This is a genomic window from Microbacterium sp. R1 (genome assembly GCF_015159725.1).
Classification (GTDB): domain Bacteria; phylum Actinomycetota; class Actinomycetes; order Actinomycetales; family Microbacteriaceae; genus Microbacterium; species Microbacterium oxydans.
The window spans coordinates 613,077-636,724 of record NZ_JADDUD010000001.1; the positions used below are offsets into that span (position 1 = coordinate 613,077).

Consider the following 23,648-nt stretch of genomic DNA (forward strand, 5'->3'; position numbering starts at 1 on the left):
TGCTGAGCGATGCGTCCAGTCTGCGCGCGGCCGGGGACACGGTCAATGCGGGAGCGGTCCCGTCGATGCGGTGTCGGCGGGGAGCGCCTCGCTCGGATTGCGGCGGATGCCGATCCACGACACCACGCCGCCGATCACGAGCAGGGTGGCCGTGACCCAGGCGGCGCTGTGGAACCCGTCGAGGTCGAGAGTGCCGCCGACGATGGTCGACAGCATCGCGACGACGAGCAGCCCGGCCACACGAGATACCGCGTTGTTGACGGCCGAGGCGATGCCCGAATGGTTCTCGTCGATGGCACCGAGGATCGCGGCCGTGAGCGGTGCGACCGTGAGCGAGAGGCCGAGACCCATCACGATCATCGCCGGCAGAACCTGCCACCAGTAGTCGAAGTCTGCGGACACGAGGAGCAGCATCAGAGCGCCGACGGCCATCAGCAACGGGCCGACCGTCATGAAGATGCGGGGTCCCCACCTGCCGGCCCACTGACCAGCACGCGAGCTGATCAGGATCATCAGGATCGTCATCGGCAGACTCGCCAGGCCCGCGGCGGTGGCGCTGAGTCCTGCGCCCTGCTGCAGGTAGACCCCGACCACGAAGCCGTTGAGCGACAGTGCTGCGTAGACGAAGAGCGTCGCGAGGTTGCCCCACCCGAAGTCGCGCACCCGGAACAGCCAGAGCGGCATGAGCGGCGAGGCGGAGTGCTGCTGCCGCCACAGGAACAGTCCGAACAATGCGGCGCCGGCGATCGCGGGGATCCAGATCGCGGGCGACTGCCACCCCATGTTGGGCTGCTCGATGAGTGCGAAGACGACGGCCCCGAGCCCGATCGCGCACAGGGCCCCGCTCCACCAGTCGACCTTGACGCCGCGGGGGTGCTCCGGCAGATGCAACCGGGCGAGGAGCAGCAGGGTGATCCCGATCGGGATGACGTTGATGAGGAACACGAAGCGCCACGAGAGGTAGTCGACGAACAGTCCCCCGAGCAGCGGACCGACCAGCTGCGCCCCCGTGGTGAAGGCCGTCCAGACGCCGATGGCGCGCGATTGCACGTCGGCCCGCATGGTGGCCGTGATGAGGGCGAGCGAGCTCGGTACGAGCAGGGCACCGGCGGCGCCCTGCGCGGCGCGGGCGACGATCAGCATGAGCGGATCGACAGCCGCCGCCACGGCGATCGAGGCGATCCCGAAGGCGATGAGTCCGATGCGCATGACGAGCACCCGGCCATAGGCGTCGGACACCGATCCGGCCAGCAGGATCAGGGCGCTCAACGTGATCAGGTAGGCGTCGACGACCCACTGCTGGGTGGTGATGCCGCCGCCGAGCTCGCGACTGATCGCCGGGAGTGCGACGTTCACGACCGTGCCGTCGAGGAAGGTCACGAACGACGCGAGCACCGCGATCGAGATGACGAGTCTTTGGAGCGGGGCGAAGGTGGCCACAGGCCGACACTACTCCCGGTGGCCGACGTCGGGGCCGGGCGCCTCATGGTGTGGGCGTGGAGACCGTGAGTACAGGGGGATCCGCCGGGAGCGGTGACGGCGTCCCTGCGCGCAGGAGCTCGGCGAGCTTCGACGGCCCGCCATCCGCGGCGGCCCGGCGTTGGCGATCAGCGCCCGTGCCGGACGCACGCAGCCGGGCGATCCCGTCGCGGACCCTGTCCTCGTCGTCGAGCTCGCGGAGCGCGGGAGCGATCGCTGCCAGCAGCCGGTCGGCAAGCAGCCACGCGTCCTCCGGCTTCCCGGTCGCCGGATCGAGCAGACGGGCGGCCATGCCGTGCCGCGCGGCCGTCCACATCGAGGCGTCGATGCCGTCCACGCCGATGTCCGCGTGCGGCAGATCGTCGGTGAGCACGATCGCGCGGGAGAGGAGCGCTGCGAACACCGCGTCCTGGGCGGAGAGCTGCGCGTCGAAGACCCTGAGCTCGACCGTCGGATACCGCTCCGACAACCGCGCCGACCACGACAGCGAGGCCGCATCGGCGATGGCACCCACGTCGATGAGTCGCTGCACATCCGCGCGGTAGGCGTCGTAGTCGCGGAAGTGCGGGGGCGTCCACGACGAGGGCAGCCGACGGATCAGGATGCTGCGCCAGCTGGCGAAGCCGGAGTCGCGGCCGTGCACGAACGGGCTGTTACCGGTGAGAGCCAGCAGCACGGGGAGCCACCCGCGCACGCGGTCGAGCGCACGCACCCTCTCCTCGTCGTCGGTGACCTCGACGTGCACATGGAGACCGTTGACCTCGTGGTCGCGCGTGAGGTGTCCGAGGTGCGCGGCGACCTTGTCGTAGTGCGGTGAGGGCGACACCGCTGAGGAGCGCGTCGTGGCGAACGGTGTGCCGGTGCCGGCGGCGATGGCGTGCTGGTCGCCGGCGTGCCACCCGATGAGTCCGCGCAGGTGCGACAGCTGCTCCGTGGCGGCCTCAGCCGTCGATACCGGTTCGGTGAGGCACTCGATCTGCGAGGTCAGGTACTCCTGCGTGACCTCGCCTCCCGTGCTGAGGCGGGTGATGCGCTCGCGTGTGCCGGCGGCGAGACTCACGGGCGCCAGCGAGTGCTCATCGAGGAAGAGGAACTCCTCCTCGATGCCGAAGCGGGGCATCCCCGTCCTCAGTGATTCCTGAGCGCGGAGATCAGCTCGGACTTCCGCTTGCCGCTGTAACCGGTCAGACCGAGCTCCTTCGCCCGCGCGCGCAGCTCCTTGACCGTCCAGTCCTCGTAGTCGCCGTGCTCCCCGCCGCGTCGGCCGACCGCGCTGCGACCTTCCCTCGCCGCGGCGTTCGAGATGCGCGCCGCCTTCTCCTTCGAGGCGCCGTCGTCCCTGAGCTCCTCATACAGCTCGGGATCCTTCAGCGAGTTGTTGCGTCGTCCTGGCATGAAATCTCCTCCTTCGCGCACTCGGGGGGCCGAAGTCAACCCCCTCTGACAGAAGTCCCTCCGCGGATAGCGTGAAGGCACCACAGTCGGGCGTCCGCGCCTGCCGAAAGAAGGGAAAGACCGATGAACATCCTCCTGATCATCGTCATCGTCGTCGCCGTGATCCTCGCGATCACCGGAGGACTGGTGCAGTCGCTCCAGTTCCTCCTGTGGGTCGGACTCGTCCTCCTCGCGATCGCGGTGATCGCCTGGTTGATCCGAGCGATCAGCGGCAGCCGCAAGGTCTGACAACGCAGTAGGTCTGACCCCATCGAGGTGAGGCCCGCCCATCGGCGGACCTCACCTCTTCGGTGTCCGGGGCCTGTTACTTCTCGAACGCGTCCCGGACGTTCTCGCCCGTCTTCTGGGCGGCGTCCTTCACGTTCTCCCCGGCCTGCTTCGCGGAGGCCTTGACCTGGTCGGCCTTGCCCTCCGCTTCGAGCTTCTCGTTGTCGGTGAGCTTTCCGACGCCTTCCTTGACCTTTCCGGCGGCCTTCTCGGCGGCGTTCTTGATGTCGTCTGCAGCACTCATGCGGTGCTCCTCTCCTCGTCGGATCGATTAACTCCGAGGCTCTCATGTCCCGAGGGAAGCGGCCACGGGATTGACAATCCGCCGCGCACATGACAATGTTCCGACGCCATCGACGCACGGGCGTCGAAGGACTAGCCTGGCGCCAGGCGGGTGGTCCTGCCCGCGGACTCGACCAGGAAGCGGTGTGCGATGGACTCGATGATGATGGGCGCCATGTCGAACAACATGGAGTCGATGCCCGACATGCAGATGATGGACATGGCGGTCATGCAGGCGTGCATGGATGCGTGCGCCGCCTGCGAGCAGGCCTGCACGGTGTGCTCGACGCAGCTGATGGACTGCGCACCGGCCTGCATGAACTGCGCCGACATGTGCAACACCATGATGCGGTCGATGATGCGGATGCAGGGGATGACCCCTGCCTCGATGATGGCGATGCTGAACGCCTGCATCGCGATGTGCAAGGCGTGCATGGATGCCTGCGCTCGGCACGCGGACGACAGCGAGGCGTGCCGGATGTGTGCTCAGGCGTGCGAGGCGTGCATGGACGCCTGCTCCGCCATGAAGGACATGCTGATGGCGAGCGCCTGAGACGAGCCGGTCCGGCGGTGACGCCGTCGCAGGTGGGTGCGAGTGATCAGACGGTCGCGACGTTGAACTGCGTGCCGCCGACGGCCAGCACTCCATAGCGCTGGTGCAACGCGACCGGGGTTCCCGCGGCAGCTTCGAGTGCCGCACCTGCCCCGTTCCACAGCGTGTGCGTTTCGCCGTCGAGCGTGCGCACGACGAGGTCGCCGGAGACGGCGTCGGCCTGCTCGACCAGCGCATCGATCCATTCGGACGGCGTCGCCGAGGCGATCCGCGCCTGGATGAGGTGCAGGGCGTGGCCGGGGGCGAAGGACGAGCACCGGCCGCCGTGACTGCACATGCACGCTGCACGCTCGCGCACCGGGAGGGGCGAAAGGCGGTTCAGCGGCGTGGACACGGGGGACTCCTTCTCGTTCGTCGTTCCGGAAAGACTAGGTCGGTCGTCCTGCGACGCCCAGAGGAGCCGACACGGACGGAAACAAACGGGTGTAAGCTCGCCGGGTGCTGTCGTCGATGAGCGCCCTCGCGGCGCAGAGCGGAGCTGCAGGCGCCTTCCGCGCCGCAGACAGAGGCTGAGGACCCACCGGAGGCGGAATCCCCGTCCCCGGTGCCGTGTCGTACCCGGTGGTCACTGCCGGGCCTTCCTCCTGTCGATTCGCCTTCGCGGCGACCTCTCTGAAAGCACTCACCCTCATGCGTCCCATCGACGAGCGCGCAATCCGCGCCTCCTTCCTCAACGCCTCCCGCAAAGAGGTGTCCGACCTGACCCTGCCGCCCGGTTTCGCCGAGATCGACTTCGACCGTCTCGACTTCCTCGGCTGGGCCGACCCGAAGATGCCCCGCCGTGCCTACGTCGTCACCTGGATCGACGACGCACCCGTCGGCGTCTTCCTGCAGCGCGCTGAGCAGCGTGTGATCGCCAGGGCACAGTGCTCCTGGTGCGAAGACGTGACGCTCCGCAATGATGTGCAGCTGTACGTGGCCCGGAAGGCGGGACCCGCCGGGCGCAAGGGCGACACCGTCGGCGTGCTCACCTGTGCCGAGTTCGGCTGCAACCGCAACGTGCGGATCCTGCCGCCGCTGGCCTATCAGGGGTTCGACCGGGAGTTCGCCCGCGACCTGCGCATCCTCCGGCTGCAGGAGCACGTGGCAGGCTTCCTCGCCGCAGTGGCGGGCTGAACGGGCTAGGACACCCTCGATCGCACGTGCGCCCAGGCGGGTGCCGCCAGCTCCGCCGACCGACGCGCGAACTCGTCGAAGCTGCGACGGCCGGGCCAGCCGGGCGGCAGCATCGACGGGGGAAGCCCCGGGTCGGTGTATGGCAGCACCCGCCAGCGGTCGATCAGCTGCACGTACGCGGCGAACGGCTCGCGGGGCAGCGTCGTGAGGGAGTTCTGGAAGGCGAGGTGCTCCTCGCGCAGCGCCTCCAGATCCCACCACTGCGCTGCCGCGTCGACCAGGGTGCCGGCGGGCAGCGGAGCCGATGCGGGGAACAGCGTCGCCCACCGACGCGCGTCGAGGTCGTCGAGGATCTGCTCCACCTCGGCCTGAAGGTGGCCGGGGCAGATCCACAGGGCGGGGGACACGATGCCCGCTCCGATCCACTGCAGTCTTCGCCGCAACTGGTGGCGCACGCTCCTGGCGCTCTCCGGGATCGAGAACGACACCAGGCACCAGGGGTCGGCGTCGGTCATCTCCTGCATCTCGAAGATGCGCCTGTCGCCGCGCTCCAGCATCGGGATCGCCGCCGGGTTGAGCCGGTAGCCGATCTGCCCCTCCCGTGCGCCGAGCAGCAGCCCCTTCTGCTTCAGGCGTGCGATACCCGTGCGCGCCGCGGCAGCGTCGATGCCGAGGTCACCGGCGAACGCGACCAGGTCGGCAGCGGAGATCCACCCGCCGAGCGGACGGAGGAAGACGCCGATGAAGGTCCGCAGCAACGAGGCGATGCTGCCGGGGCGTGCGTCGATGTCGTCGAGCACGGGGGTGGGAGCGATGTCAGAGGTCACCGGACTCCAGCGCATCGCGTACGGCGAGCACACCGGTGACGGTCTCGACGTGCGAGGTGCTCAGGGGGGAGAGACCCAGGCGGATGCCGTCCGGGAACCGGAAGTCGGGGATGATGCCGTCGGACCACAGCCGCCGCGTGACCTCGCGGAAGTCCGGGTGACCGATCGTCACGTGGCCACCCCGCTGCTCGGCGTCGCGAGGGCTGAGCAGGCGGACGCCGAGAGGAGCGAGCACCTCGTCGTAGGCGCGGACCGCGAGATCGGTCAACGACTGCGACTTGGCCCGCACGCCCGCGATCGTGGACTGCTCGATGAGGTCGAGCATTCCCTGCATGGCCAGCATCGAGATGACGGGAGGGGTGCCGCTGAGCAGCTGGCGGATGTCGCCGGAAGGCACGTACTCCGGTCCCATCGCGAAGATGTCCGCCGCACTCCACCATCCCTGGATCGGCTGACGCAGCACGCCCTGGAGACCGCGGCGCAGGTAAGCGAAGGCGGGCGAGCCCGGCCCGCCGTTCAGGTACTTGTAGGTGCAGCCCACGGCCATGTCGACACCCCACTCGTCGAGCTGCATCGGGATCACGCCGGCCGAGTGGCACAGGTCCCACATCATCAGGGCGCCGACGCCGTGCGCAGCCGCGGTGATGCCCGGCATGTCGGCCAGAGCCCCCGAGCGGTAGTCGACGTGGCTCAGCGACACCAGGGCGGTGCGCTCGGAGAGGACGGCCTCGACATCGGCGACCGACACCCCGTGCACGGGGTCGGGCTCGATCCAGCGCAGCGTCATCCCGGTCTCCGCCGCGACGCCTTCGGCGAGGAAGCGGTCGGTGGGGAAGTTGCCCGCCTCGATCACGAGCTCGGTGCGCGCGGGGTCGGCGGCAGCGGCGGCACGCATGAGCTTGTAGATCAGCACACTCGTCGAGTCGGCCACCACGGTCTGGCCGGCCGCGGCGCCCAGCGCGACGCGTCCGATGCGGTCACCCAGCTCCATCGGCAGCGCCATCCACTGCTCGTCCCAGGACCGGATCAACCGCGTGCCCCAGTCGTCGCGTACGAAGGCCGCGAGCTTCTCCGGCATGTCGCGCAGCGGGCGCCCGAGCGAGTTGCCGTCGAGATACGCGTCGACGCCCGGTGCCTCGGAGAAGGCGTCGAGGTGAGCGCGCAGCGGGTCGTTCCCATCGAGGGCGCGAGCGTGCTCGAGCAGGGAGGCGTCGGGAGTCGTGGTCATGTCACACCTTCAGGTCGGCGGGGGTGAGGGGGCGGGCGTCGAGGGGGTCGAACGACGAGGAACTGCTGACGGGGAGGAGCAGGAGCACCGATCCGGAGTCGAGCGGATCCACGGGGGCGAGCGCTCGCAGGAGGGCCGCGTCGTCGACTCCGGCCTCGCGAAGGGCACCGACCTCGTGCGGGTTAAGGTCGACAGGCATCGGTCCGTTGCCCAGGTCGGTGCCGTAGAGCACGGTGCCGCCCGCGGCGTGGAACCGGCGCACGTTGTCGATCGCGGTCGCACGCTCGGGGTCGTCGTGGATCGCGAGCGTCGAGATCCACGAGGCGGAGGCCGCCTGACGCACGATCTCGTCATCGTCGAGGCGCTCCGTGAACGGGGCGTGGGCGAGCCTGGCCGCGCCGAGATCTACCACCCGCTGCGCTTCACCCGCACCTTCGGCGTGCGCGACGACGGGGAGGTCGTGGTCGGCCGCGACCCGGACGATCGCGCGGAACAGCTCGTCGGTGAAGACCGGCCCTGCGCCGCTGTTGCTGGTGACCTTGATGCAGGTGGCACCCGCATCCGCCATCCCGGAGACCGTGGCTGCGGCAGAGTCCGCGTCCGTGATCTCGCGGACCGATCCCTCCGGCGCCCAGTCCCGGTCGGAGGGGTAGCCACCAGGAGCGGTCAGGAACGCCCCGGCGAAGTCGATCTCGACGTGGTGGCGGGCGGTGGGCGTGAGCTGACGCAGCACCTCGGGGTTTCCGCCGAGGTCGACCACACGGCCGAGGCGAGACCCTGCCAGCAGAGTGTGGTCCACCAGCTGCAGGTGCACGTGGTGGTCGGTGAATCCGCCCGTGATGACACCTCCGATGCGGGGGAGTCCGGGGGTGGGGCGCTCGCCGCGCAGGCGCACACGTCCGTCGACGAGCTCGACGACGCCCTCGCGCCACGCGCTCCCGTCGAAGAACGTCGCAGCGTGCATCAGCTGCCGATCTCCGTGCGCACGGTGTAGAGCTCGGGGAAGAACGTGAGATCCAGGGCGCGCTGCAGGAAGCCGACGCCGCTGGAGCCGCCGGTGCCGACCTTCATGCCGATCGTGCGAGCGACGGTCTTGAGGTGTCGGAACCGCCAGAACTGGAAGTTGTCCTCGAGGTCGACCAGGTCTTCGCAGGCCTCGTACAGATCCCAGTAACGGCTCGGGTCCTGGTAGATCTCGCGGATCGCCGGCACCAGTGCCGGTGTCTCCCGATAGGGCTCCCGCACGTCACGCTCGAGGATCTCCGTCGGGACCGGCAGTCCGCGGCGGGCGGCGAAGCGCAGGAACTCGTCGTACAGCGTCGGCTTCTCCCACTCGGCGGTGAGCAGCGCGAGGTTGGCCGGGTGGTCGGCGAACACACTCAACATCTTCGCGTTCTTGTTGCCGAGGGCGAACTCCACGGCGCGGTACTGCACGGACTGGAATCCGGAGGAGTTGCCGAGCGCCCCACGGAACTGCGCGTACTCGGTGGGCGTCAGCGTCGCGAGCACCGACCACTGCTGCGTCATCACGTCCTGGATGCGTTTCACGCGGGCGATGCGCTTCAGAGCTTCGCGCAGGTCGTCCCTGGCCAGCAGCTGACGCGCGGACGACAGCTCGTGCAGCAGCTGCTTGAGCCACAGCTCCGTGGTCTGGTGCTGGATGATGAACAGCATCTCGTCGTGGTGTTCGGGTTCGCTCACCGGGTGCTGCGCGGTGAGCAGCTGGTCGAGTGCCAGGTACGAGCCGTACGTCATGCGCCCAGACAGGTCGGTGACGATGCCGGATTCGAGGGCGCGTTCGTTCTCGGTGTGCATCTGCCGAACATATCACTTTCGTGGCGAGCGTCACAGGAGTGTTATGTCATGCCTCCGGGATTCAGAGCGCGGGAGTGCGGGGCGGCGGCGTGCGCCGTGTTCCCGGTCGGCCGAGAGCCTCGAATGCCGCGGCGAAGCGCAGCAGCCTCGTGTCGTCGTAGGCCCGTCCCGCGAACGTCAGCCCGATCGGCATGCCGATGTCGCCCATCAGCCCCATCGGCACCGTGACCGTCGGGATGCCGAGGTGGCGTATCGCGAGGTTGCCGTTCGCGATCCACACGCCGTTGCGCCACCCGAGGTCGGCCGATTCCGGGTTCACGTCCATGTCAGCCGGACCCACATCCGCGACCGCGGGGAAGACGACGGCATCGAGCCGCAGCACGTCCATCCAGACTTCGAGGTCGCGGCGACGCGTCTCCTCCAGGCCGCGCAGACCGCTTTCGAGCTCGGGCATGTCCGCGATCCCGACGCCGGGGTTGTCGCGCACCCAACCGGGGTACTCGGCGATGTCGTCGTCGAAGCCCGTGTAGCGGTCGGGGAGTGCGCCGTCCGGATGCGGGAAGATCGTCGCCCCGTCGATCTCGGTGAGCGAGTGCAGGGCCGGATCGCCGTTCGCCCGGAGGAAGTCCTCCCACGCCCATGCCGAGAGGTCGACGATCTCGCGGTGCAGGTATCCGGGTGACACGAGGCCGCGGGTGGCGATGGTGTGTGCGCCCGGTCGGTCGCCCTCGTAATTCGAGACGACGGGGAAGTCCACCTCGACCACGGTCGCTCCCGCGGCGGTGAGATCGTGGCGCGCCGCCTCCCAGCATTCGATGATGCTCGCCCGTGTCTCGATGCGCCGGCCCGTCGGGCCGCCGACTCCGGGATTCTCGGCACTGCCGGCATCCGGGTCGGCGTTGATGTACATCCGGGGGATGCCGATGCGGGCGCCGACGAGGGGGAGGGCGGATTCCGTCGCGAGCGCCGGATACGACTCCGGCCGGAGGGAGGATGCGGCGGGCAGCTGCACCCACGGCTGCGCGCGCCAGAAGTCGCCACGGACCTCCGCATCGTCGGCCACGATCACGTCGAGCACCTCGAGGAGGTCCGCCATGGTGCGGGTGTGCGGCACCACGACGTCCATCGTCGGCACGAGAGGCCAATTGCCGCGGGTCGAGATCACCCCGCGTGAGGGCGTGTAGGCGCACAGCGCATTGTTGGTGGCCGGCCCGCGTCCGCTCGACCAGGTCTCCTCGCCGAGTCCGAAGGCCGCGAAGCTCGCCGCCGTCGCCGTGCCTGATCCGTTCGACGACCCCGAGGCGAAGGGGGCCGTGAGGAAGGCGGCGTTGTAGGGGCTCTCGGCTCGGCCGTAGACACCGCGCTGCATGCCGCCGTTCGCCATCGGGGGCATGTTCGTCAGCCCGAGGCAGATCGCTCCCCCCGCGCGCAGTCGTTCGATCGTGAAGGCGTCGCGCTGAGCGACGAGCTGTGCGAATGCCGGACTCCCTGCGGCGGCCGTGAGCCCGCGTACGAGGTAGCTGTCCTTCGCGGTGTACGGGATGCCGTCGAGGGGACCGCGAGCCTCGCCCCTGGCGCGGCGTGCGTCAGAGGCCGCGGCCTCGTCCCGTGCATCCGCGTTCGCGACGATGACCGCGTTCAGGGCGGTCTCGGTGGCGGGGGCGTCGTACGCGGCGATGCGTGCGAGATACGCGTCGACCAGCGCGACGGCCGTCGTATCCCCTGTCTCGAGGGCGCGGCGCAGGTCGGCGATGGACGCCTCGACCACGTCGACCATCAGCGGAGTCCGTCGAGCGCCGGCTGCTGCTGGGTGATGCAGTGGATGCCACCGCCGCGGTCGAACAGCGGACGTGCATCCACCGTGACGACCCGGCGGCCGGGGTAGGCGTCGGCGAGGATCTCGCGTGCTGCGGCATCGGCCTTGTCCTCGCCGAAGCCGCACGCCACTACGCCGTCGTTCGTGACGAGGTGGTTGACGTAGCTCCAGTCGACGGGACCCTCGTCGTCGCTCAGCATCGACGGAGCCGGCAGCCCGATCACCTCGAAGCGGCGCCCGGCGGCATCCGTCTGCTCCGAGAGCAGGGCACGCAGCTCGCGGGTGACGGCGTGGTCGGGGTGGTCGGGGTTCTGCTGGTCGTGCAGCAGCAGTCGCCCGGGGCAGGCGATGGTGGCGACGATGTCGACATGGCCGTTGGTGCCGAAGTCGTCATAGTCGCGCGTGAGCCCCCGGGGGAGCCAGATCGCTTTCGTGGCGCCGAGCGTGCGGGACATCTCGGCCTCCACCCGCTGCTTGTCGGCGTAGGGATTGCGGCGGGGGTCGAGCTGCACGGTCTCGGTGAGGAGCACAGTGCCCTCTCCGTCGACGTGGATGCCGCCCCCCTCGTTCACCAGGGCGGAGCTCACCAGCTCGGCACCGACGGCGCCGGCCACGATGCGTGCGTGCTGTGCGGCCTTCCGCCACTCCGCCCATTCCGGGGCGCCCCACCCGTTGAAGATCCAGTCGACCGCTCCGAGGACACCAGGACGCTCGTCGTCGACCACGAACGTGGGCCCTGAATCGCGCATCCAGAACTCGTCGACGGGTGATTCCACGATGTCGATGCCGCTGCTGAGCATGCGCCGCGCCCTGGCGAGCTCGCTCGGGTCGACCAGCATCGAGACGGGCTCGAACTCGGCGACGGCATGAGCGACAGCGGTCCAGGTGGCATAGCCCTCTTCGCGCGCCGCTGCGGTGTCGCCGAGAGTCTCTCCCTCCGCGGGGAACGCCATCCACGTGCGCTCGTGACGTGCGGTCTCGGTGGGCATGCGCCAGCTCATCGTGGTCTCCTCGTGCGGCCGGTCCGACTATTGAACATGCGATCAACAGGTGTTACGGTAACCCCTGATGAAGACGACGTCAACAGGTGCGACCGCTCGGCGGATGTCGCCGCAGGAGCGCGATCACTCGATCCTCGAGGGGGCGCTCGGCCTTGCCCGCGAAAGCGGTCTGGAGAGCCTGACCGTCCGTGCGATCGCCGCCAGAGTGGGTGTCACCCCCGCCCTCGTCGCGCACTACCGACCGGGGATGGACGCCTTCGTCGCCGACGTCTTCGGATCGATCGTGGCGGCCGAGCGCGAAGAGGTGATCTCCGCCTTCGACGACCGCCCGTTCCGCGACGCCGCTGAGCTGCGCGGTGGTCTGCTGCGCCTGATCGAGACCCTTCTCGACGCCGACCGCGACGACGTCACCCTCATCTGGGTGCAGGCGTGGGCGCTCGGTGCCCGCAACGAGGCGCTCGCCGCCCGTGTGCGGCAGGAGATGGACGGATGGCAGAGCGCGCTCGAGGGGATCTTCGCCCGCGCAGCCGCCGACGGGGCGATCGAAGCGGGTCGCGCCGACACGGCCGCATGGCTGCTGCTCGCGATGGTCGACGGCATGAACGCGCACTCGCTGGTGAAGTGGGCGCCGCGCGACCGTGCCGACCTCGCCAGGCGCGCACTGTCCGCCGTGCTGGACAGTGCCGCCCCCGATGCCCTCGTCGGTGCTCGATCCTCCGACTCCCGACCTGCTGACTCCCGACCTGCTGACTCCTGACCTGCTGACACGTAAAGGAACGCCCATGGATGCTGTGCGCATGCACGCGGCCTCGCCCGAATCGACCGCGATCGTCGATGCCGTGCTCGACTACTCGCGTCGCCGCATGCTCGCCGCCGATGTGCCGCTCGACAAGCCGCAGTCCGAGGCCGAGCTGAACCGCCTCGTCGGGCCGACCATCACGGACGCGGGGTTGGGGGCGGCGCGGGCGCTCAGCGTGTTCGAGCATGTGCTCGCCCCGGCCTGCCTGACGACGAGTCATCCGCTGTACCTGTCGTTCATCCCGACGGCGCCGACCATGGCCGCCATCGCCTTCGACCTCGTCGTGTCGGCCTCCGGGCTCTACGGCGGCAGCTGGCTCGAAGGGGCCGGGGCCGTGCACGCCGAGAACGAGGTGCTGTCGTGGTTGGCCGGCGAGTTCGGGCTCCCCGACACGGCCGGTGGCGTCTTCGTGCAGGGCGGCACGATCGGGAACCTCTCGGCGCTGGTGGCCGCCCGTGAGGCGGCGAAAGCCCGTCTGGTCGCGGCGGGGAGGGAACTGCCGAGCCGGTGGAAGATCCTCTGCAGCGTCGAGGCGCACTCCTCGAACAAGTCGGCCGCGCGCGTGATGGATGCCGACGTGCTGCTGGTGCCGGCGGGAGAGGACGGCGTGCTGCGTGCCGAGGGCGTCCGCGAGGCGCTGGCCGAGCACGGGGACGAGATCTGCGCGGTGGTCGCGACCGGGGGATCGACGAACTTCGGCATCGTCGACGACATCGCCGGCATCGCCGCACTCAAGGACGAGTTCGCCTTCTGGCTGCACATCGACGGCGCCTACGGCCTCACGGCCATGCTGGCCCCGGAGGCTCGGCACCTGTTCGCGGGTGTGGAGCGCGCCGACTCGGTCATCGTCGACCCGCACAAGTGGCTGTTCGCTCCGTTCGACTGCTGTGCCCTGATCTACCGCGACCCCGACAGCGGACGTCGGGCGCACACGCAGCACGCCGAGTACCTCGACATCCTGACCGACGTCGACGAGTTCAGTCCCTCGGACTATTCGATCCAGCTCACTCGTCGACCGCGCGGTCTGCCGATGTGGTTCTCGGTCGCGACGTACGGCGTGACGGCATACCGCGAGGCCGTGAGCGCCGGTCTCGCTCTGACCCGGCGGATCGCCGACGAGATCGCCCGACGCCCCGAACTGAAGCTGGTGCGCGACCCGCAGCTGTCGATCGTGGTGTTCGAGCGCGAAGGATGGGAGCGCGCCGACTACGACCGCTGGTCGGCCGCTCTGCTCGACTCGCAGCGTGCCTTCGTGGTGCCCAGCTCCCACGCCGGTCGTCCGAACACGCGCTTCGCGATCCTGAATCCGCTCACCACGTTCGAAGACCTCGTCGGCATCCTCGACACCATGAGGTAGGCGAGGCGGACTCGACCTGCAGCGTGGGCAGGTCAGGCGGTGATTCCGGCCAGCAGACGGTGCAGGCCGTACTCGAAGGCACGATCGACGTCGCCGCCGAGGCGGAACGCCCCGGACAGCTCCATCTGCAGGAAACCCGTGGCCCACGCCGTGAAGAAGCGCGCGGCGTCGAGGGCGTCTTCCTGCCCGACCAGGGCGGACGCGGTGCGGATCAGGGGCGCGGCTGACCGTTCGAGGGCATCGTGCGGGGCCGCGATCGTGAACATGAGGCGGAAGCCCTCCGGATGCCGGTGCGCGAAGTCGCGATAGGCGTGCGCGAGCGCACCGATGTCGTCGCCCGCGGCTTCGAGACGTGCGGTGAGCGCGTCGATCGAGGCTGCGGCGACGGCGGAATGCAGTGCGTCACGGTCTCGCACGCGCTTGTACAGCGAGGGGGCGCGGACCCCCACCCGTTCTGCGACGGCCTGCATCGTGAGCCCGGAGGGACCGGCGACCTCGAGAATCTCCCGCCCGGCGGCGACGATCTCCTCGGTGGATGTGCGTTCGGGTGTCGGCATCGATCCTCCTGCGACGGCTGTGGACTGTCATGGCTATTGACATTAGCCATGATAGCTACGTATCGTAGCCATCGCAATCATCCCGAGAGGATCAGCCATGAAGCTCGCACCGCACCTGCACCGACTGGGCAACGACATCGTCGCCTCCTACCTCATCGACCTGCCGGAGGGGATCACCCTGATCGACGCCGGTCTCCCCGGGCACTGGCACGATCTGCAGCGCGAGCTCTCGACGATCGGGCGCCCTCTGTCCGATATCCGCGGTCTCGTGTTGACGCACGGCGACGGCGACCACATCGGCTTCGCCGAACGGCTGCGGAAGGAGGTCGGGGCACCGGTGTTCATCCACGAGGCCGACAGCCATCGGGTGCGCACCGGCGAGAAGCCCAAGACCCCCATGGGGCCGGCCAAGATCGGACCGACGCTCGGGTTCCTCACGTACGGACTCCGCAAGAACGCGCTGCGCACGCCACACGTGTCGGTCGTGACCGAGGTGACAGACGGCGATGTGATCGACCTGCCGGGCGCGCCGGTCGTGCTCGGGATGCCCGGCCATTCGCCGGGGAGCATCGCGGTGCACGTCCCCGCCGTCGACGCGGTGTTCGTCGGCGATGCTCTGACGACCCGTCACGTGCTCACCGGTCGCACCGGCGCCCAACCCGCACCGTTCACCGACGAGCCCGCGGAGGCACTGGCCTCGCTCGACCGTCTCGCCGACGTGTCGGCGGCGTGGGTGCTGCCGGGGCACGGAGCGCCCTGGCACGGTTCCCCCTCCGACATCGCCGCAGCGGTCCGCGCTTCCGCCTGACGCGCCGCGGTCAGGTCGGCGCGGGTCAGTGAGCCGCGAGCACCGTCGCGGTGTCACTCATCGTGATCTGCGGCGGGTAGAGACTCATCACCCGCAGGGCCGCGGCGTGATTCTCCGCGGTCGAACCGGCACAGGCGTCGGCCGCTATCGTCACGCGTGCGCCCGCGTCGGCGGCGGCCAGCGCGGTCGAGATCACGCAGCAGTCGGTCGAGACGCCCGCGAGCACGACGTGCCCGCCGCGTCCGATGATCCGCTCGAGCTCCGGACCCCACTTGCCGAACGTCGGCAGGTCGATGCTCGGGTGCGGCGAGAGCGCCTCGGCGTCGGGGACGAGGGCGAACAGGGGATCGCTCGGCGGTTGGTCCGCGAAGGGCCAGGCGTCGAAGTACGCACCCCACGACGTCGTCCGGTCGGCGGTCGGCATCCAGCGGGTCACGATCACGCGATCGCCGAAAGCATCGGCCAGGGCGCGGATGCGCGGCATCACCTCGGGGAAGAACGGCGATCCCCAGGCGGAATCCGGCGCGGCGAAGATGGTCTGCGGATCGATCACCACGAGCCAGGTGTCAGTGGTCGCGGACGCATTCACGCGGCCTCCTGCTGCCGGATCTTCGCCGCCCTCGCGAAGTAGGTCACGAGGAACGAGAGCACCAGCGCGAAGAACACTCCGAGGTTCGCATAGGCCCACTCGCCGTCGCGGCCGCCGATGAGGAACAGCAGGTAGCCCTGCCAGTTGTTCCAGGCTGCGTCCTCGGCGAAGTTGTTCACGACCAGGCCCCAGCCGATCACGCTGGTGACGACCATCGTGCCGATCGAGGTCCAGTCCCACGCGCCGTAGCGTCCGCGCTGGTCGAACAGTGCCTCTTCGTCGTAGTCCTTCCGGCGGCGCAGGATGTCGGCGATGAGGATGCCGGCCCACGAGGCGAGGGGAACGCCGAGCGTGATCAGGAAGCTCTGGAACGGTCCGAGGAAGTCGGTCGCGAAGAACACCACGAAGATCGTGCCGACCGTGAGGATGACCCCGTCGATCGCTGCGGCGGACGGGCGGGGGATCCGGATGCCGAGGCTGAGCAGCGTGAGCCCGGAGGAGTAGATGCCCAGCACCGCGCCCGAGACGAGGGCGAGTACCGCAGTGAGCAGGAATGGTACGAGCACCCACACCGGCAGTATCGAGGCGAGCGCGCCGATGGGGTCGACGGCGATCGCGTTCATGAGGTCTTCGTCGGAGCCGCCCAGCAGCAGGCCGAACACCACGAGGATCACCGGTGCCACCGATCCGCCGATCGTGTTCCAGGCGACGATCGCCCCGTCCGATGCGGTGCGCTTCTGATAGCGCGACCAGTCGGCGGCGATGTTGATCCAGCCGAGACCGAACCCGGTCATCACCATGACGAGCGCGCCGATCACCTGGCCGACGCCGCCGTCGGGTCGGGCCAGCACGACCGCGAGGTCCACCTGCGGAGCGGCGAGCACGATGTAGAGCACTGTCACGACACCGGTGATCCACGTGAGCACCGACTGCAGCTTCATGATCGTGTGATAGCCGAGCACGGACGCCGTGACGATCAGCGCTGCGACGATCACGGTGGCGACGATCTTGAGCGCGATGCTGTCTCCATCACCTCCGAGCTGGGTGATCACGGTGGCGGTGGCGAGCACGGCCATGATCGCGAGGAACGTCTCCCAGCCGATCGAGGTGAGCCACGAGACGATGCCCGGCACCTTCTGACCCTGCACGCCGAAGGCCGCCCGCGAGAGCACCATCGTCGGCGCGGAGCCGCGCTTGCCGGCGATCGCGATGAGCCCGCAGAGCAGGAACGACACGACGATGCCGATGACCGAGACGATCGTCGCCTGCCAGAACGAGATGCCGAAGCCGAGGACGAACGACCCGTACGACATGCCGAACACCGACACGTTCGCGGCGAACCACGGCCAGAACAGGTCTCGCGGCTTCGCTGTCCGCTCGGATTCGGGGATGATCTCGATGCCCGCACGCTCGATGAGGGCCGGCTTGATGTCCGTCATGCTCACATCCTGGCACTGCCGAGGCGGTCGCAGGCGGTTTCGGCGGCGGCCCCGCCGCGGTGTGCGGCCGGCGGGGGCCTAGCCGGCGAAGAAGGACTGCGCTGTGCGGGTCAGATCGTGCAGGTCCGAGACCCCTGCGAGCTCTCGCGCGGAGTGCATGGACAGGATGGGGATGCCCACGTCGACCGTACGGATGCCGAGCCTGGTCGCCGTGATCGGGCCGATGGTCGAACCGCACGGCACGCTGTTGTTGGATACGAACTCCTGCGTCGTGACCCCGGCGCGCTCGCACCAGGAACGCCACGATGCCGTGCCGACCGCATCCGTGGCGTAGCGCTGGTTGGCGTTGATCTTCAGGATCGGTCCCGATCCGAGCACCGGCTGCACCACGGGGTCGTGCTTGGCGGCGTAGTTCGGGTGCACGGAGTGTCCGACATCGCTCGACAGGCACCAGGATGACGCGTAGGCCTGGCGGCGTGCGGATCCGTCGGCACCGAGGCCGGCGTACACGCGTTCGAGCACGTCCTCGAGGAAGGGGCCCGCCGCGCCGGAGCGCGACTCCGAACCCAGTTCCTCGTGGTCGAAGGCGGCGAGCACCGCGATGGGTGCTCCGGCAGTAGGGGTGTGCGCTTCGAGGGCCACCACGCCGGCGTGCACCGAGGCGAGGTCGTCGAGGCGTCCCGACGCGAAGAACGCGCTGTCCTTGCCGAACACCGCTCCGCGGGCGGAGTCGGCGATCACCACGTCGTAGCCGCGGATGTCGGAGGCCGAGACGCCGGCGGAGGAGGCGAGCTCGGCGAGGATGTCGGCCTCGGTCGGGTCGCCGAGTCCCCACACCGGCTGGGTCTCGGTCTGCTTGTCGAGGGCGAGGCCGTTGTTCACACCGCGGTCGAGGTGGATCGCCAGCTGCGGCAGACGCAGCAGAGCTCCGGTGTCCGCCAGTACGACACGGCCGTCGGCCAGTGCCAGTCGCCCGGCGAGGCGCAGCTCGCGGTCGAGCCAGGAGTTCAGCAGCGGTCCGCCGTACACCTCGACGGCGGCCTGCAGCCAGCCCCGCGAGCCGGTCGTCGGCTGCGGCTTGAGCTTGAAGCCCGGGGAGTCGGTGTGCGCGCCGAAGATCTGCACGGGCGTCGTCGCCGCAGCATCCTCGGGGACGACCCAGGCGATCGCCGCCCCGTCGCGCACGACGACGAAGCGTCCACCGGTCGTCGGCCAGGCGTCCTCCTCGTGCAGCCTGTGGAAGCCCGCAGCGTCGAGCCGTCGGGCGACCTCCGCCGCCGCGTGGTAGCTCGACGGGGAGGCGGCGACGAAATCGGCGAGGTCCTCGGCGTGGGCGAGAGCGGCGGGGGTGACGGGCATGTCGTGACCTTCCTGGAGAGCGCGGTCCTTCGAGCGTAGTCGGGGTCTCCGTGCGTCCTCCACGACGGCGGCCCGCGCCCGCGCTGTTTCCCGGCCGTTCATCCCGGAGGGTTAGCGTGGTCCCGATAGCGCCTAGGGTTCCGGGGTTCGCGCCCGTCTGGTCCGAGCGGCGCCACGGCTCTCCTCCGCAGGAGAGCCGTCATCTGACAGGACAAAAGCCCGGAGGACCCTGTTCGTCGCGCCGTGCGCCGAACGGAAGGGTCTGTTCGTGTCTCCTCTCGCCTTCGTCCTCGTCTTCGGTGCGGCCATCGCCCACGCGGCGTGGAACATCATCGCGCACGGCATCAGCAGAGCGGGCGCGCCGTTCCTGTGGTGGGGCGCCGTCGCCAGCACCGTGGTCTGGATCGGCGCGGTGCCGTTCACGGGAGGTCTCGGCACCGACGATCTGTGGTCGTTCGCCCTCGGTGTCGTCGTCTCGTCGGTGCTCCACGTCGGCTACATGGCGGTGCTCCAGCGCGGCTATCGCGAGGGCAACCTCTCCACGGTGTACGCGACGGCCCGCGGCACCGGGCCCTTCCTCTCGGTGATCGTGGCCGTGCTGCTGCTGGGCGAGCGCCCGTCGGTGCTCGCGCTGATCGGGGTGGCGGCCGTGATCGCAGGCGTCGTCGCCATCGGACTCGTCGACCGGGGCAGAGGATCCGGCACCCGGCGGATGGATCCCGGCATCGTATTCGGCGTGCTCACCGGCGTCGCGATCGCCGTCTACACGATCTGGGATGCGCACGCGGTGCGCACGTGGAACCTCTCGCCGGTCGCCTTCATGGTGGGCACGACGCTGTTGCAGGTGCCGTTCTACTCGATCGCGGTGCGTCGGCGCTGGGACGCGGTCTGGGCGCTCTGGCGCACGCAGTGGCGCCGCATCCTCGCGTTCGGCGCCCTGTCACCGCTGTCGTACATCCTGGTGCTGACCGCGATCCAGATCGCCCCGGTGGCGCTGGTGGCGCCCCTCCGCGAGGTCAGCGTGGTGCTGGTGAGTCTGTTCGGGGTGTTCGTGCTGCGGGAGTCGCGCGGGGGCTGGCGGATCGCGGCATCCCTCGTCGTGGTGACGGGGATCGTCCTCCTCGCCGTGTGAGCCCTCGACCGCGGGATCGACGGGTGGTGTCGAGCGTATTCCGGAATGCCAGGAAAGTGCCTCTGAACAGGACTGTTCCGACCCTGCAATGTCGGTGGTGGGGTGTGGGATGGACGTATGAACCCCCTCGCGGCAGCTCTGGATCGGGTCGTCGCCGACCTCGACGCCGTGCTGTCCGCCGCACAGCTCGCCGGACTCGACGATGCCGCGCGACTGGATGTGCTCCGCGGCGCTGGCGAGGCGCTTCGTCGCGTGGAGGCCATCGTTGTGGAGACGACCGCCTCAGCCGAGCCCCGCTTCGCCGAGGCGACCGGATGCCGATCGATGAACGAGCTCCTGCAGCGGGTGCTGCGGGTGGATGCACCCGGAGCGTCTCGGGTGGTGAAGGCGGCCGAGGCGGTTCGGCGCGAGATGGCGCTGACGACGGGGGAGCGGCTCCCGGCGCGCTTCCCCGCGATCCGCGAGGCGATGCTCGACGGCGTGATCGGGGTGGCCGGTGTGCTCGCGGCGTCCGGGCCGGTCCTGCAGGCCGGCGATCGGATCGGGTCGGAGGAACGGGTGGCGGCCGATGCTGCGCTGGCCGATCTGGCACGCGGACTCCCCGAGGCGGACGGGGGTACCGAAGGTGGAGGGCCGCCCGCCACCCCTGACGACCTCCGGCAGTACGCGATGCTGCTCGCGCAGCTGCTCGATCCGGATGGTGCCGAACCGACGGACGCGAAGGCGCGGAATCGGAGATTCCTCACCATCGGGCGCCTGCGCAACGGGGTACATCCGCTCCGGGGCAACCTCCTTCCCGACGTGGCCGCTCAGCTGCAGCTCATCATCGACGCTCAGAACAATCCGAAGACCGATGGCCCGCCAGAGCCGGGCGTGTCCTTCCGGTCGGAGAGCGAGCGATCGGGCGATGGAGCCGAGTCCGGTGCAGACGTCGCCGACGCCGATCCGTGGATTTCCGACCCGCGCAACGTGATCGAACAGCGCACCGCCGCGCAGAAGCGGCACGACGCCATGGCGGCAGCACTGGCGATCGCCGCGCGTCACGAAGACATGCCCCGACTGGCCGGAGCATCCCCGACGCTCGTGGTGCACGCCGACGCGGACGACCTCGTCTCGGGCTCCGGGTGGGCGACCGTGGCCGGCTCGCAGTCGCCGGTGCCGATCGGGGTCGCGACCCAGGCCGCGTGCACGGGCGCCATTCAGCGGGTGCTGTTCGACGACGGCCGGATCGTCGGCACGACCGTCACTGATCGGGTGTTCACGGTCCACCAGCGCCGCGCGATCATCGCTCGCGATGGAGAGTGCCTGATCCCCGGGTGCCATGTGCCGGCGTCATGGTGTGAGATCCACCACGTCGTCGAGCACGCCAGGGGAGGACCGACCGATACGGACAACGGCGTGCCCCTGTGCTGGTGGCATCACCGTTCGCTGAACCGATCGGGGTGGGAGATCCGGATGGCGGGAGGTACCCCGCAGGTCCGCGGCCCGGCATGGTGGGATCCCGAGCGTCACTGGCGTGTTCCGCGGCAGCGCGAGACCGCAGCTGCGTGATAGCGCTGAAACGCGGTGGGTGATCAGCGGAAGCTGACGAGTCCGGCGTGTGCGGCCGTCACGAGGATCTGCACGCGGTCGCGCAGGTGCCACTTCGACATCATGCGCCCGAGGTGTGCCTTCACCGTGCCCTCGGAGACGATGAGCGCCTTCGCGATCTCTGCGTTCGACATTCCCTGCGCGAGGCAGTTCAGCACCTCGACCTCGCGCTCCGTGAGCGGTTCGAGCGCGGCAGCGTCGGCGGCGACCGGGGTCGAATCGCGGACGTGCTTGATCAGCATCGAAGCGATCCGCGGCGACAGCGAGCTGGCCCCGCTGTGCACCTCGCGCACACCGGTGACGATGTCCTCCGCGCTGGAGTCCTTGAGCAGGTAGCCGGAAGCGCCGGCGCTCAGCATGGGGAGCACCGTGTCGCTGCCGTCGAGCGTGGTGACAGCGAGCACGCGCACGTGCGGCCATCGCTCGGCGATGACACCCGTCGCCTCGATGCCGTCCATCTCAGGCATCTGCACGTCCATCATCACGACGTCGGGCTGTTCGCGCTCGACAGTGGAGATCGCCTCGAGACCGTCCTCTGCCTGCGCGATCACGCTGATCTCCGGGTCGCGCGAAACGAAGTGCGACAACGCCGAACGGACGAGGGGATCGTCATCGACGATCACGACACGGATTTCCTGCATAGGGGGAAGCCTAACGGCGCGGGCACCTGATGGACGTCATGTAGACCTTTGGCCAAAAAGGTCTAGACCTGAGGCAGATGTGCGCCGCTCCTGTCGCCGAGAAGATGAATACAGACATCGACGAACGACTACAAACTGGAGGTGAACGTTATGACTTTCTGGCAGCAGGTTGGCAAGTTCTTTGGTCTCCACAACTAGAATAGTTGGCAAATAGGAGATAGTGAAGCATGGCCTTCGACCACTCGAACCGGGAAACCGCGGACACTCTCCGCCTGGCCCGAGGCGAGAAGCTCAGCGCGATCGAGCGCATCGTCGTGCTGGCGATCCTCGCTATCACCGTTGCCGCAGATCTCATCGGCTTCTTCACCACTCCGGGTGTGAACCCGGCAGCTCTTCTGGTGAGCATCGCGACCACGTCAGTGTTCGCGCTCTACCTCTGGAAGCCGCTCCTCGCGACATGCGCTCTCGGCGTCGTGTTCGCGCTCTCCTTCATCCCCGGATCAGAGCTCCAGGTTCTGACCGCCGCCGCTGTCGCGGCCGGCCTGGTCATGAGGCTGGGGTGGACGTCACTGATCCTCTCCTACACCGGCGGATTCCTGGTCGCCGCGGCGATCGTCCCGTTCGCCGCCGAGCCGGGCGTCACCGTCAACGTCGGTCTCTATCTCGTCTTCGCCACCGTGGCGGGAGCCGTCGGGTTCGCTCTGCGGCTGGCGTTCGCCCGTGGCAGTCGCCTCGAACGCGAGCTCGAGGCGCGGGCTGAACAAGAACGACAGGCAGTGCTCGCCGAGCGACGTTGGATCGCCGGTGAGCTGCACGACAGCATCGCGCACCACCTCACGGTGGTGTCGCTGCACGTGCAGATGCTCGAAGACCCCGAGATGAGCACCGACTCTCGAGAGGCGATCCGCGTCGCCGCTCGCAAGGCCATGACCGATCTCCGTTTCGTGATCGAGCTCGCCGACGACGGTCCGCAGTCGTCGAGCGTGCAGACGGGCGACCTCGCCGATGCCGTCGACGAGGCGCAGAGCGAGTTCGAAGCGGCGGGCCACTCCGTGGCCCGCGTGGGCGATCCCAGCGACGAGCGTATCCCGCGTGCCGTCGAGATCGTCCTCGCGCGCATCGTGCGCGAGTCCGCCACCAACATCCTCAAATACGCAGGCCCCGGCGAGGTGCTGATCGACCTCGCCGTGGACGACGATGTCGCGCACCTCACGCTGCGCAGCCCCCTCCCCACGACCCCGCGCCGTGAACTCTCGTCGAGTCGAACAGGACTCGGCCGGATGGCGGAGCGCGTGATGGGAGCGAGTGGCGAGTTCAGCGCCGGCGAAGTCGACGGGTTCTGGGTCGTGTCGGCCCGACTTCCGGTCGTCTGATGCCCTAGAGTGTGTGAGCACCCTCTCCACGATCCGCGAGAACCTAGACGAAGGTCTAGCGAGGTCTCGACGTTCGACACTGTGGAACGAGTTGCAGTCCGCCGT

The 23,648-nt window shown here is 69.2% G+C and carries 25 protein-coding genes; 9 read left to right on the plus strand and 16 right to left on the minus strand.

All coding sequences use genetic code 11. The annotated features are described in order from the left end of the window. Positions 1-42: 42 nt before the first annotated feature. The 3 genes from ILP86_RS02975 to ILP86_RS02985 are packed head-to-tail and all read right to left on the minus strand — an operon-like array spanning position 43 to position 2,874. Positions 43-1,440, minus strand: coding sequence for an MFS transporter (locus tag ILP86_RS02975; protein WP_179515801.1), 1,398 nt, complete (start codon positions 1,438-1,440; stop codon positions 43-45). A gap of 43 nt (positions 1,441-1,483) precedes the next feature. Further along, the gene (locus ILP86_RS02980; RefSeq protein WP_193761332.1) at positions 1,484-2,599 is read right to left on the minus strand and encodes a YbdK family carboxylate-amine ligase; all 1,116 of its coding nucleotides are present in this window, start codon (positions 2,597-2,599) and stop codon (positions 1,484-1,486) included. Between the two features lie 8 nt (positions 2,600-2,607). Next, positions 2,608-2,874 (minus strand): Rho termination factor N-terminal domain-containing protein, encoded by a 267-nt coding sequence (locus tag ILP86_RS02985; protein WP_061015430.1) that lies wholly within the window; start codon positions 2,872-2,874, stop codon positions 2,608-2,610. 123 nt (positions 2,875-2,997) lie between these two features. Here ILP86_RS02985 and ILP86_RS02990 point away from each other — a divergent pair, with 123 nt between their 5' ends. After that, positions 2,998-3,162 (plus strand): hypothetical protein, encoded by a 165-nt coding sequence (locus ILP86_RS02990; RefSeq protein ID WP_017201713.1) that lies wholly within the window; start codon positions 2,998-3,000, stop codon positions 3,160-3,162. A 76-nt stretch (positions 3,163-3,238) separates the two neighbouring features. Here the strand turns inward: ILP86_RS02990 and ILP86_RS02995 are convergent, their stop codons facing one another. Then, positions 3,239-3,445 (minus strand): CsbD family protein, encoded by a 207-nt coding sequence (locus ILP86_RS02995; protein WP_046747714.1) that lies wholly within the window; start codon positions 3,443-3,445, stop codon positions 3,239-3,241. Positions 3,446-3,658: 213 nt separating this feature from the next. On the opposite strand from ILP86_RS02995, the gene ILP86_RS03000 reads away from it, so the two are divergent. After that, complete coding sequence (locus ILP86_RS03000; protein WP_227750901.1) at positions 3,659-4,036, plus strand: hypothetical protein; 378 nt, start codon at positions 3,659-3,661, stop codon at positions 4,034-4,036. Positions 4,037-4,082: 46 nt separating this feature from the next. Here the strand turns inward: ILP86_RS03000 and ILP86_RS03005 are convergent, their stop codons facing one another. Then, positions 4,083-4,430 carry a hypothetical protein gene (locus ILP86_RS03005; protein ID WP_046747716.1) on the minus strand — a complete coding sequence of 116 codons (348 nt, stop codon included), beginning with the start codon at positions 4,428-4,430 and terminating at the stop codon, positions 4,083-4,085. Between the two features lie 296 nt (positions 4,431-4,726). On the opposite strand from ILP86_RS03005, the gene ILP86_RS03010 reads away from it, so the two are divergent. Continuing rightward, positions 4,727-5,212 (plus strand): FBP domain-containing protein, encoded by a 486-nt coding sequence (locus ILP86_RS03010; protein ID WP_058630742.1) that lies wholly within the window; start codon positions 4,727-4,729, stop codon positions 5,210-5,212. Between the two features lie 5 nt (positions 5,213-5,217). On the opposite strand, the gene ILP86_RS03015 is transcribed toward ILP86_RS03010, so the two are convergent. The 6 genes from ILP86_RS03015 to ILP86_RS03040 all read right to left on the minus strand — a co-directional run bounded on the left by ILP86_RS03015 (position 5,218) and on the right by ILP86_RS03040 (position 11,899). Further along, a complete protein-coding gene (locus ILP86_RS03015) occupies positions 5,218-6,039 on the minus strand; it encodes a PaaX family transcriptional regulator C-terminal domain-containing protein (protein ID WP_113680951.1) in 822 nt (273 codons plus the stop codon). Next, positions 6,029-7,267, minus strand: a complete 1,239-nt coding sequence (locus ILP86_RS03020) for a kynureninase (RefSeq protein WP_193761334.1) — start codon at positions 7,265-7,267, stop codon at positions 6,029-6,031. The genes ILP86_RS03015 and ILP86_RS03020 overlap by 11 nt, the downstream gene beginning before the upstream one ends. Before the next feature lies 1 nt (position 7,268). Beyond that, complete coding sequence (locus ILP86_RS03025) at positions 7,269-8,231, minus strand: hydrolase (RefSeq protein WP_193761335.1); 963 nt, start codon at positions 8,229-8,231, stop codon at positions 7,269-7,271. Continuing rightward, entirely contained in the window at positions 8,231-9,082 is an 852-nt protein-coding gene (locus tag ILP86_RS03030; protein WP_058632347.1) for a tryptophan 2,3-dioxygenase, read from the minus strand. The genes ILP86_RS03025 and ILP86_RS03030 overlap by 1 nt, the downstream gene beginning before the upstream one ends. Before the next feature lie 61 nt (positions 9,083-9,143). Next, positions 9,144-10,859 (minus strand): amidase, encoded by a 1,716-nt coding sequence (locus ILP86_RS03035; RefSeq protein ID WP_193761336.1) that lies wholly within the window; start codon positions 10,857-10,859, stop codon positions 9,144-9,146. After that, positions 10,859-11,899: an agmatine/peptidylarginine deiminase gene (locus ILP86_RS03040; RefSeq protein ID WP_193761337.1), complete on the minus strand. Its 1,041-nt coding sequence runs from the start codon at positions 11,897-11,899 to the stop codon at positions 10,859-10,861. Before ILP86_RS03040 ends, ILP86_RS03035 begins: the two co-directional genes overlap by 1 nt. A gap of 67 nt (positions 11,900-11,966) precedes the next feature. Here ILP86_RS03040 and ILP86_RS03045 point away from each other — a divergent pair, with 67 nt between their 5' ends. Then, entirely contained in the window at positions 11,967-12,656 is a 690-nt protein-coding gene (locus tag ILP86_RS03045) for a TetR/AcrR family transcriptional regulator (RefSeq protein ID WP_193761338.1), read from the plus strand. Between the two features lie 25 nt (positions 12,657-12,681). After that, positions 12,682-14,055, plus strand: coding sequence for a pyridoxal-dependent decarboxylase (locus ILP86_RS03050; RefSeq protein WP_193761339.1), 1,374 nt, complete (start codon positions 12,682-12,684; stop codon positions 14,053-14,055). Between the two features lie 32 nt (positions 14,056-14,087). On the opposite strand, the gene ILP86_RS03055 is transcribed toward ILP86_RS03050, so the two are convergent. Next, positions 14,088-14,612 carry a TetR/AcrR family transcriptional regulator gene (locus tag ILP86_RS03055; RefSeq protein ID WP_058632351.1) on the minus strand — a complete coding sequence of 175 codons (525 nt, stop codon included), beginning with the start codon at positions 14,610-14,612 and terminating at the stop codon, positions 14,088-14,090. A gap of 97 nt (positions 14,613-14,709) precedes the next feature. Between ILP86_RS03055 and ILP86_RS03060 the strand changes: the two genes are divergently transcribed. Beyond that, positions 14,710-15,420 carry an MBL fold metallo-hydrolase gene (locus tag ILP86_RS03060; protein ID WP_046747725.1) on the plus strand — a complete coding sequence of 237 codons (711 nt, stop codon included), beginning with the start codon at positions 14,710-14,712 and terminating at the stop codon, positions 15,418-15,420. Positions 15,421-15,445: 25 nt separating this feature from the next. Here the strand turns inward: ILP86_RS03060 and ILP86_RS03065 are convergent, their stop codons facing one another. From ILP86_RS03065 to ILP86_RS03075, 3 genes are all read right to left on the minus strand, one after another. Next, complete coding sequence (locus ILP86_RS03065) at positions 15,446-16,009, minus strand: cysteine hydrolase family protein (RefSeq protein WP_193761340.1); 564 nt, start codon at positions 16,007-16,009, stop codon at positions 15,446-15,448. Further along, complete coding sequence (locus ILP86_RS03070; protein ID WP_193761341.1) at positions 16,006-17,448, minus strand: cytosine permease; 1,443 nt, start codon at positions 17,446-17,448, stop codon at positions 16,006-16,008. The genes ILP86_RS03065 and ILP86_RS03070 overlap by 4 nt, the downstream gene beginning before the upstream one ends. Before the next feature lie 78 nt (positions 17,449-17,526). Then, positions 17,527-18,807 carry a M18 family aminopeptidase gene (locus ILP86_RS03075; protein WP_193761342.1) on the minus strand — a complete coding sequence of 427 codons (1,281 nt, stop codon included), beginning with the start codon at positions 18,805-18,807 and terminating at the stop codon, positions 17,527-17,529. A 268-nt stretch (positions 18,808-19,075) separates the two neighbouring features. On the opposite strand from ILP86_RS03075, the gene ILP86_RS03080 reads away from it, so the two are divergent. Continuing rightward, the gene (locus ILP86_RS03080) at positions 19,076-19,939 is read left to right on the plus strand and encodes an EamA family transporter (RefSeq protein ID WP_193761343.1); all 864 of its coding nucleotides are present in this window, start codon (positions 19,076-19,078) and stop codon (positions 19,937-19,939) included. Positions 19,940-20,056: 117 nt separating this feature from the next. Next, on the plus strand, positions 20,057-21,490 hold the full coding sequence (locus ILP86_RS03085; protein ID WP_193761344.1) for an HNH endonuclease signature motif containing protein: 1,434 nt from the start codon (positions 20,057-20,059) through the stop codon (positions 21,488-21,490). A gap of 23 nt (positions 21,491-21,513) precedes the next feature. Here the strand turns inward: ILP86_RS03085 and ILP86_RS03090 are convergent, their stop codons facing one another. Continuing rightward, on the minus strand, positions 21,514-22,170 hold the full coding sequence (locus ILP86_RS03090; RefSeq protein ID WP_218867291.1) for a response regulator transcription factor: 657 nt from the start codon (positions 22,168-22,170) through the stop codon (positions 21,514-21,516). Positions 22,171-22,397: 227 nt separating this feature from the next. Here ILP86_RS03090 and ILP86_RS03095 point away from each other — a divergent pair, with 227 nt between their 5' ends. Then, on the plus strand, positions 22,398-23,543 hold the full coding sequence (locus tag ILP86_RS03095) for a sensor histidine kinase (protein WP_193761345.1): 1,146 nt from the start codon (positions 22,398-22,400) through the stop codon (positions 23,541-23,543). The last annotated feature ends 105 nt before the right edge of the window (positions 23,544-23,648 follow it).

Excerpts from the sequence above, each read along its gene's own strand:
- ILP86_RS03075 (WP_193761342.1), bottom strand. The coding sequence starts at position 18,807 with ATGCCCGTCACCCCCGCCGCTCTCGCCCACGCCGAGGACCTCGCCGAT.
- ILP86_RS03050 (WP_193761339.1), top strand. The coding sequence starts at position 12,682 with ATGGATGCTGTGCGCATGCACGCGGCCTCGCCCGAATCGACCGCGATC.
- ILP86_RS03040 (WP_193761337.1), bottom strand. The coding sequence starts at position 11,899 with ATGAGCTGGCGCATGCCCACCGAGACCGCACGTCACGAGCGCACGTGG.
- ILP86_RS02985 (WP_061015430.1), bottom strand. The coding sequence starts at position 2,874 with ATGCCAGGACGACGCAACAACTCGCTGAAGGATCCCGAGCTGTATGAG.
- ILP86_RS02980 (WP_193761332.1), bottom strand. The coding sequence starts at position 2,599 with ATGCCCCGCTTCGGCATCGAGGAGGAGTTCCTCTTCCTCGATGAGCAC.
- ILP86_RS03085 (WP_193761344.1), top strand. The coding sequence starts at position 20,057 with ATGAACCCCCTCGCGGCAGCTCTGGATCGGGTCGTCGCCGACCTCGAC.
- ILP86_RS03045 (WP_193761338.1), top strand. The coding sequence starts at position 11,967 with ATGAAGACGACGTCAACAGGTGCGACCGCTCGGCGGATGTCGCCGCAG.
- ILP86_RS02995 (WP_046747714.1), bottom strand. The coding sequence starts at position 3,445 with ATGAGTGCTGCAGACGACATCAAGAACGCCGCCGAGAAGGCCGCCGGA.
- ILP86_RS02990 (WP_017201713.1), top strand. The coding sequence starts at position 2,998 with ATGAACATCCTCCTGATCATCGTCATCGTCGTCGCCGTGATCCTCGCG.
- ILP86_RS03000 (WP_227750901.1), top strand. The coding sequence starts at position 3,659 with ATGTCGAACAACATGGAGTCGATGCCCGACATGCAGATGATGGACATG.
- ILP86_RS03025 (WP_193761335.1), bottom strand. The coding sequence starts at position 8,231 with ATGCACGCTGCGACGTTCTTCGACGGGAGCGCGTGGCGCGAGGGCGTC.
- ILP86_RS03010 (WP_058630742.1), top strand. The coding sequence starts at position 4,727 with ATGCGTCCCATCGACGAGCGCGCAATCCGCGCCTCCTTCCTCAACGCC.
- ILP86_RS03095 (WP_193761345.1), top strand. The coding sequence starts at position 22,398 with ATGGCCTTCGACCACTCGAACCGGGAAACCGCGGACACTCTCCGCCTG.
- ILP86_RS03030 (WP_058632347.1), bottom strand. The coding sequence starts at position 9,082 with ATGCACACCGAGAACGAACGCGCCCTCGAATCCGGCATCGTCACCGAC.
- ILP86_RS03060 (WP_046747725.1), top strand. The coding sequence starts at position 14,710 with ATGAAGCTCGCACCGCACCTGCACCGACTGGGCAACGACATCGTCGCC.
- ILP86_RS03070 (WP_193761341.1), bottom strand. The coding sequence starts at position 17,448 with ATGACGGACATCAAGCCGGCCCTCATCGAGCGTGCGGGCATCGAGATC.
- ILP86_RS03035 (WP_193761336.1), bottom strand. The coding sequence starts at position 10,859 with ATGGTCGACGTGGTCGAGGCGTCCATCGCCGACCTGCGCCGCGCCCTC.
- ILP86_RS03020 (WP_193761334.1), bottom strand. The coding sequence starts at position 7,267 with ATGACCACGACTCCCGACGCCTCCCTGCTCGAGCACGCTCGCGCCCTC.
- ILP86_RS03055 (WP_058632351.1), bottom strand. The coding sequence starts at position 14,612 with ATGCCGACACCCGAACGCACATCCACCGAGGAGATCGTCGCCGCCGGG.
- ILP86_RS03090 (WP_218867291.1), bottom strand. The coding sequence starts at position 22,170 with ATGCAGGAAATCCGTGTCGTGATCGTCGATGACGATCCCCTCGTCCGT.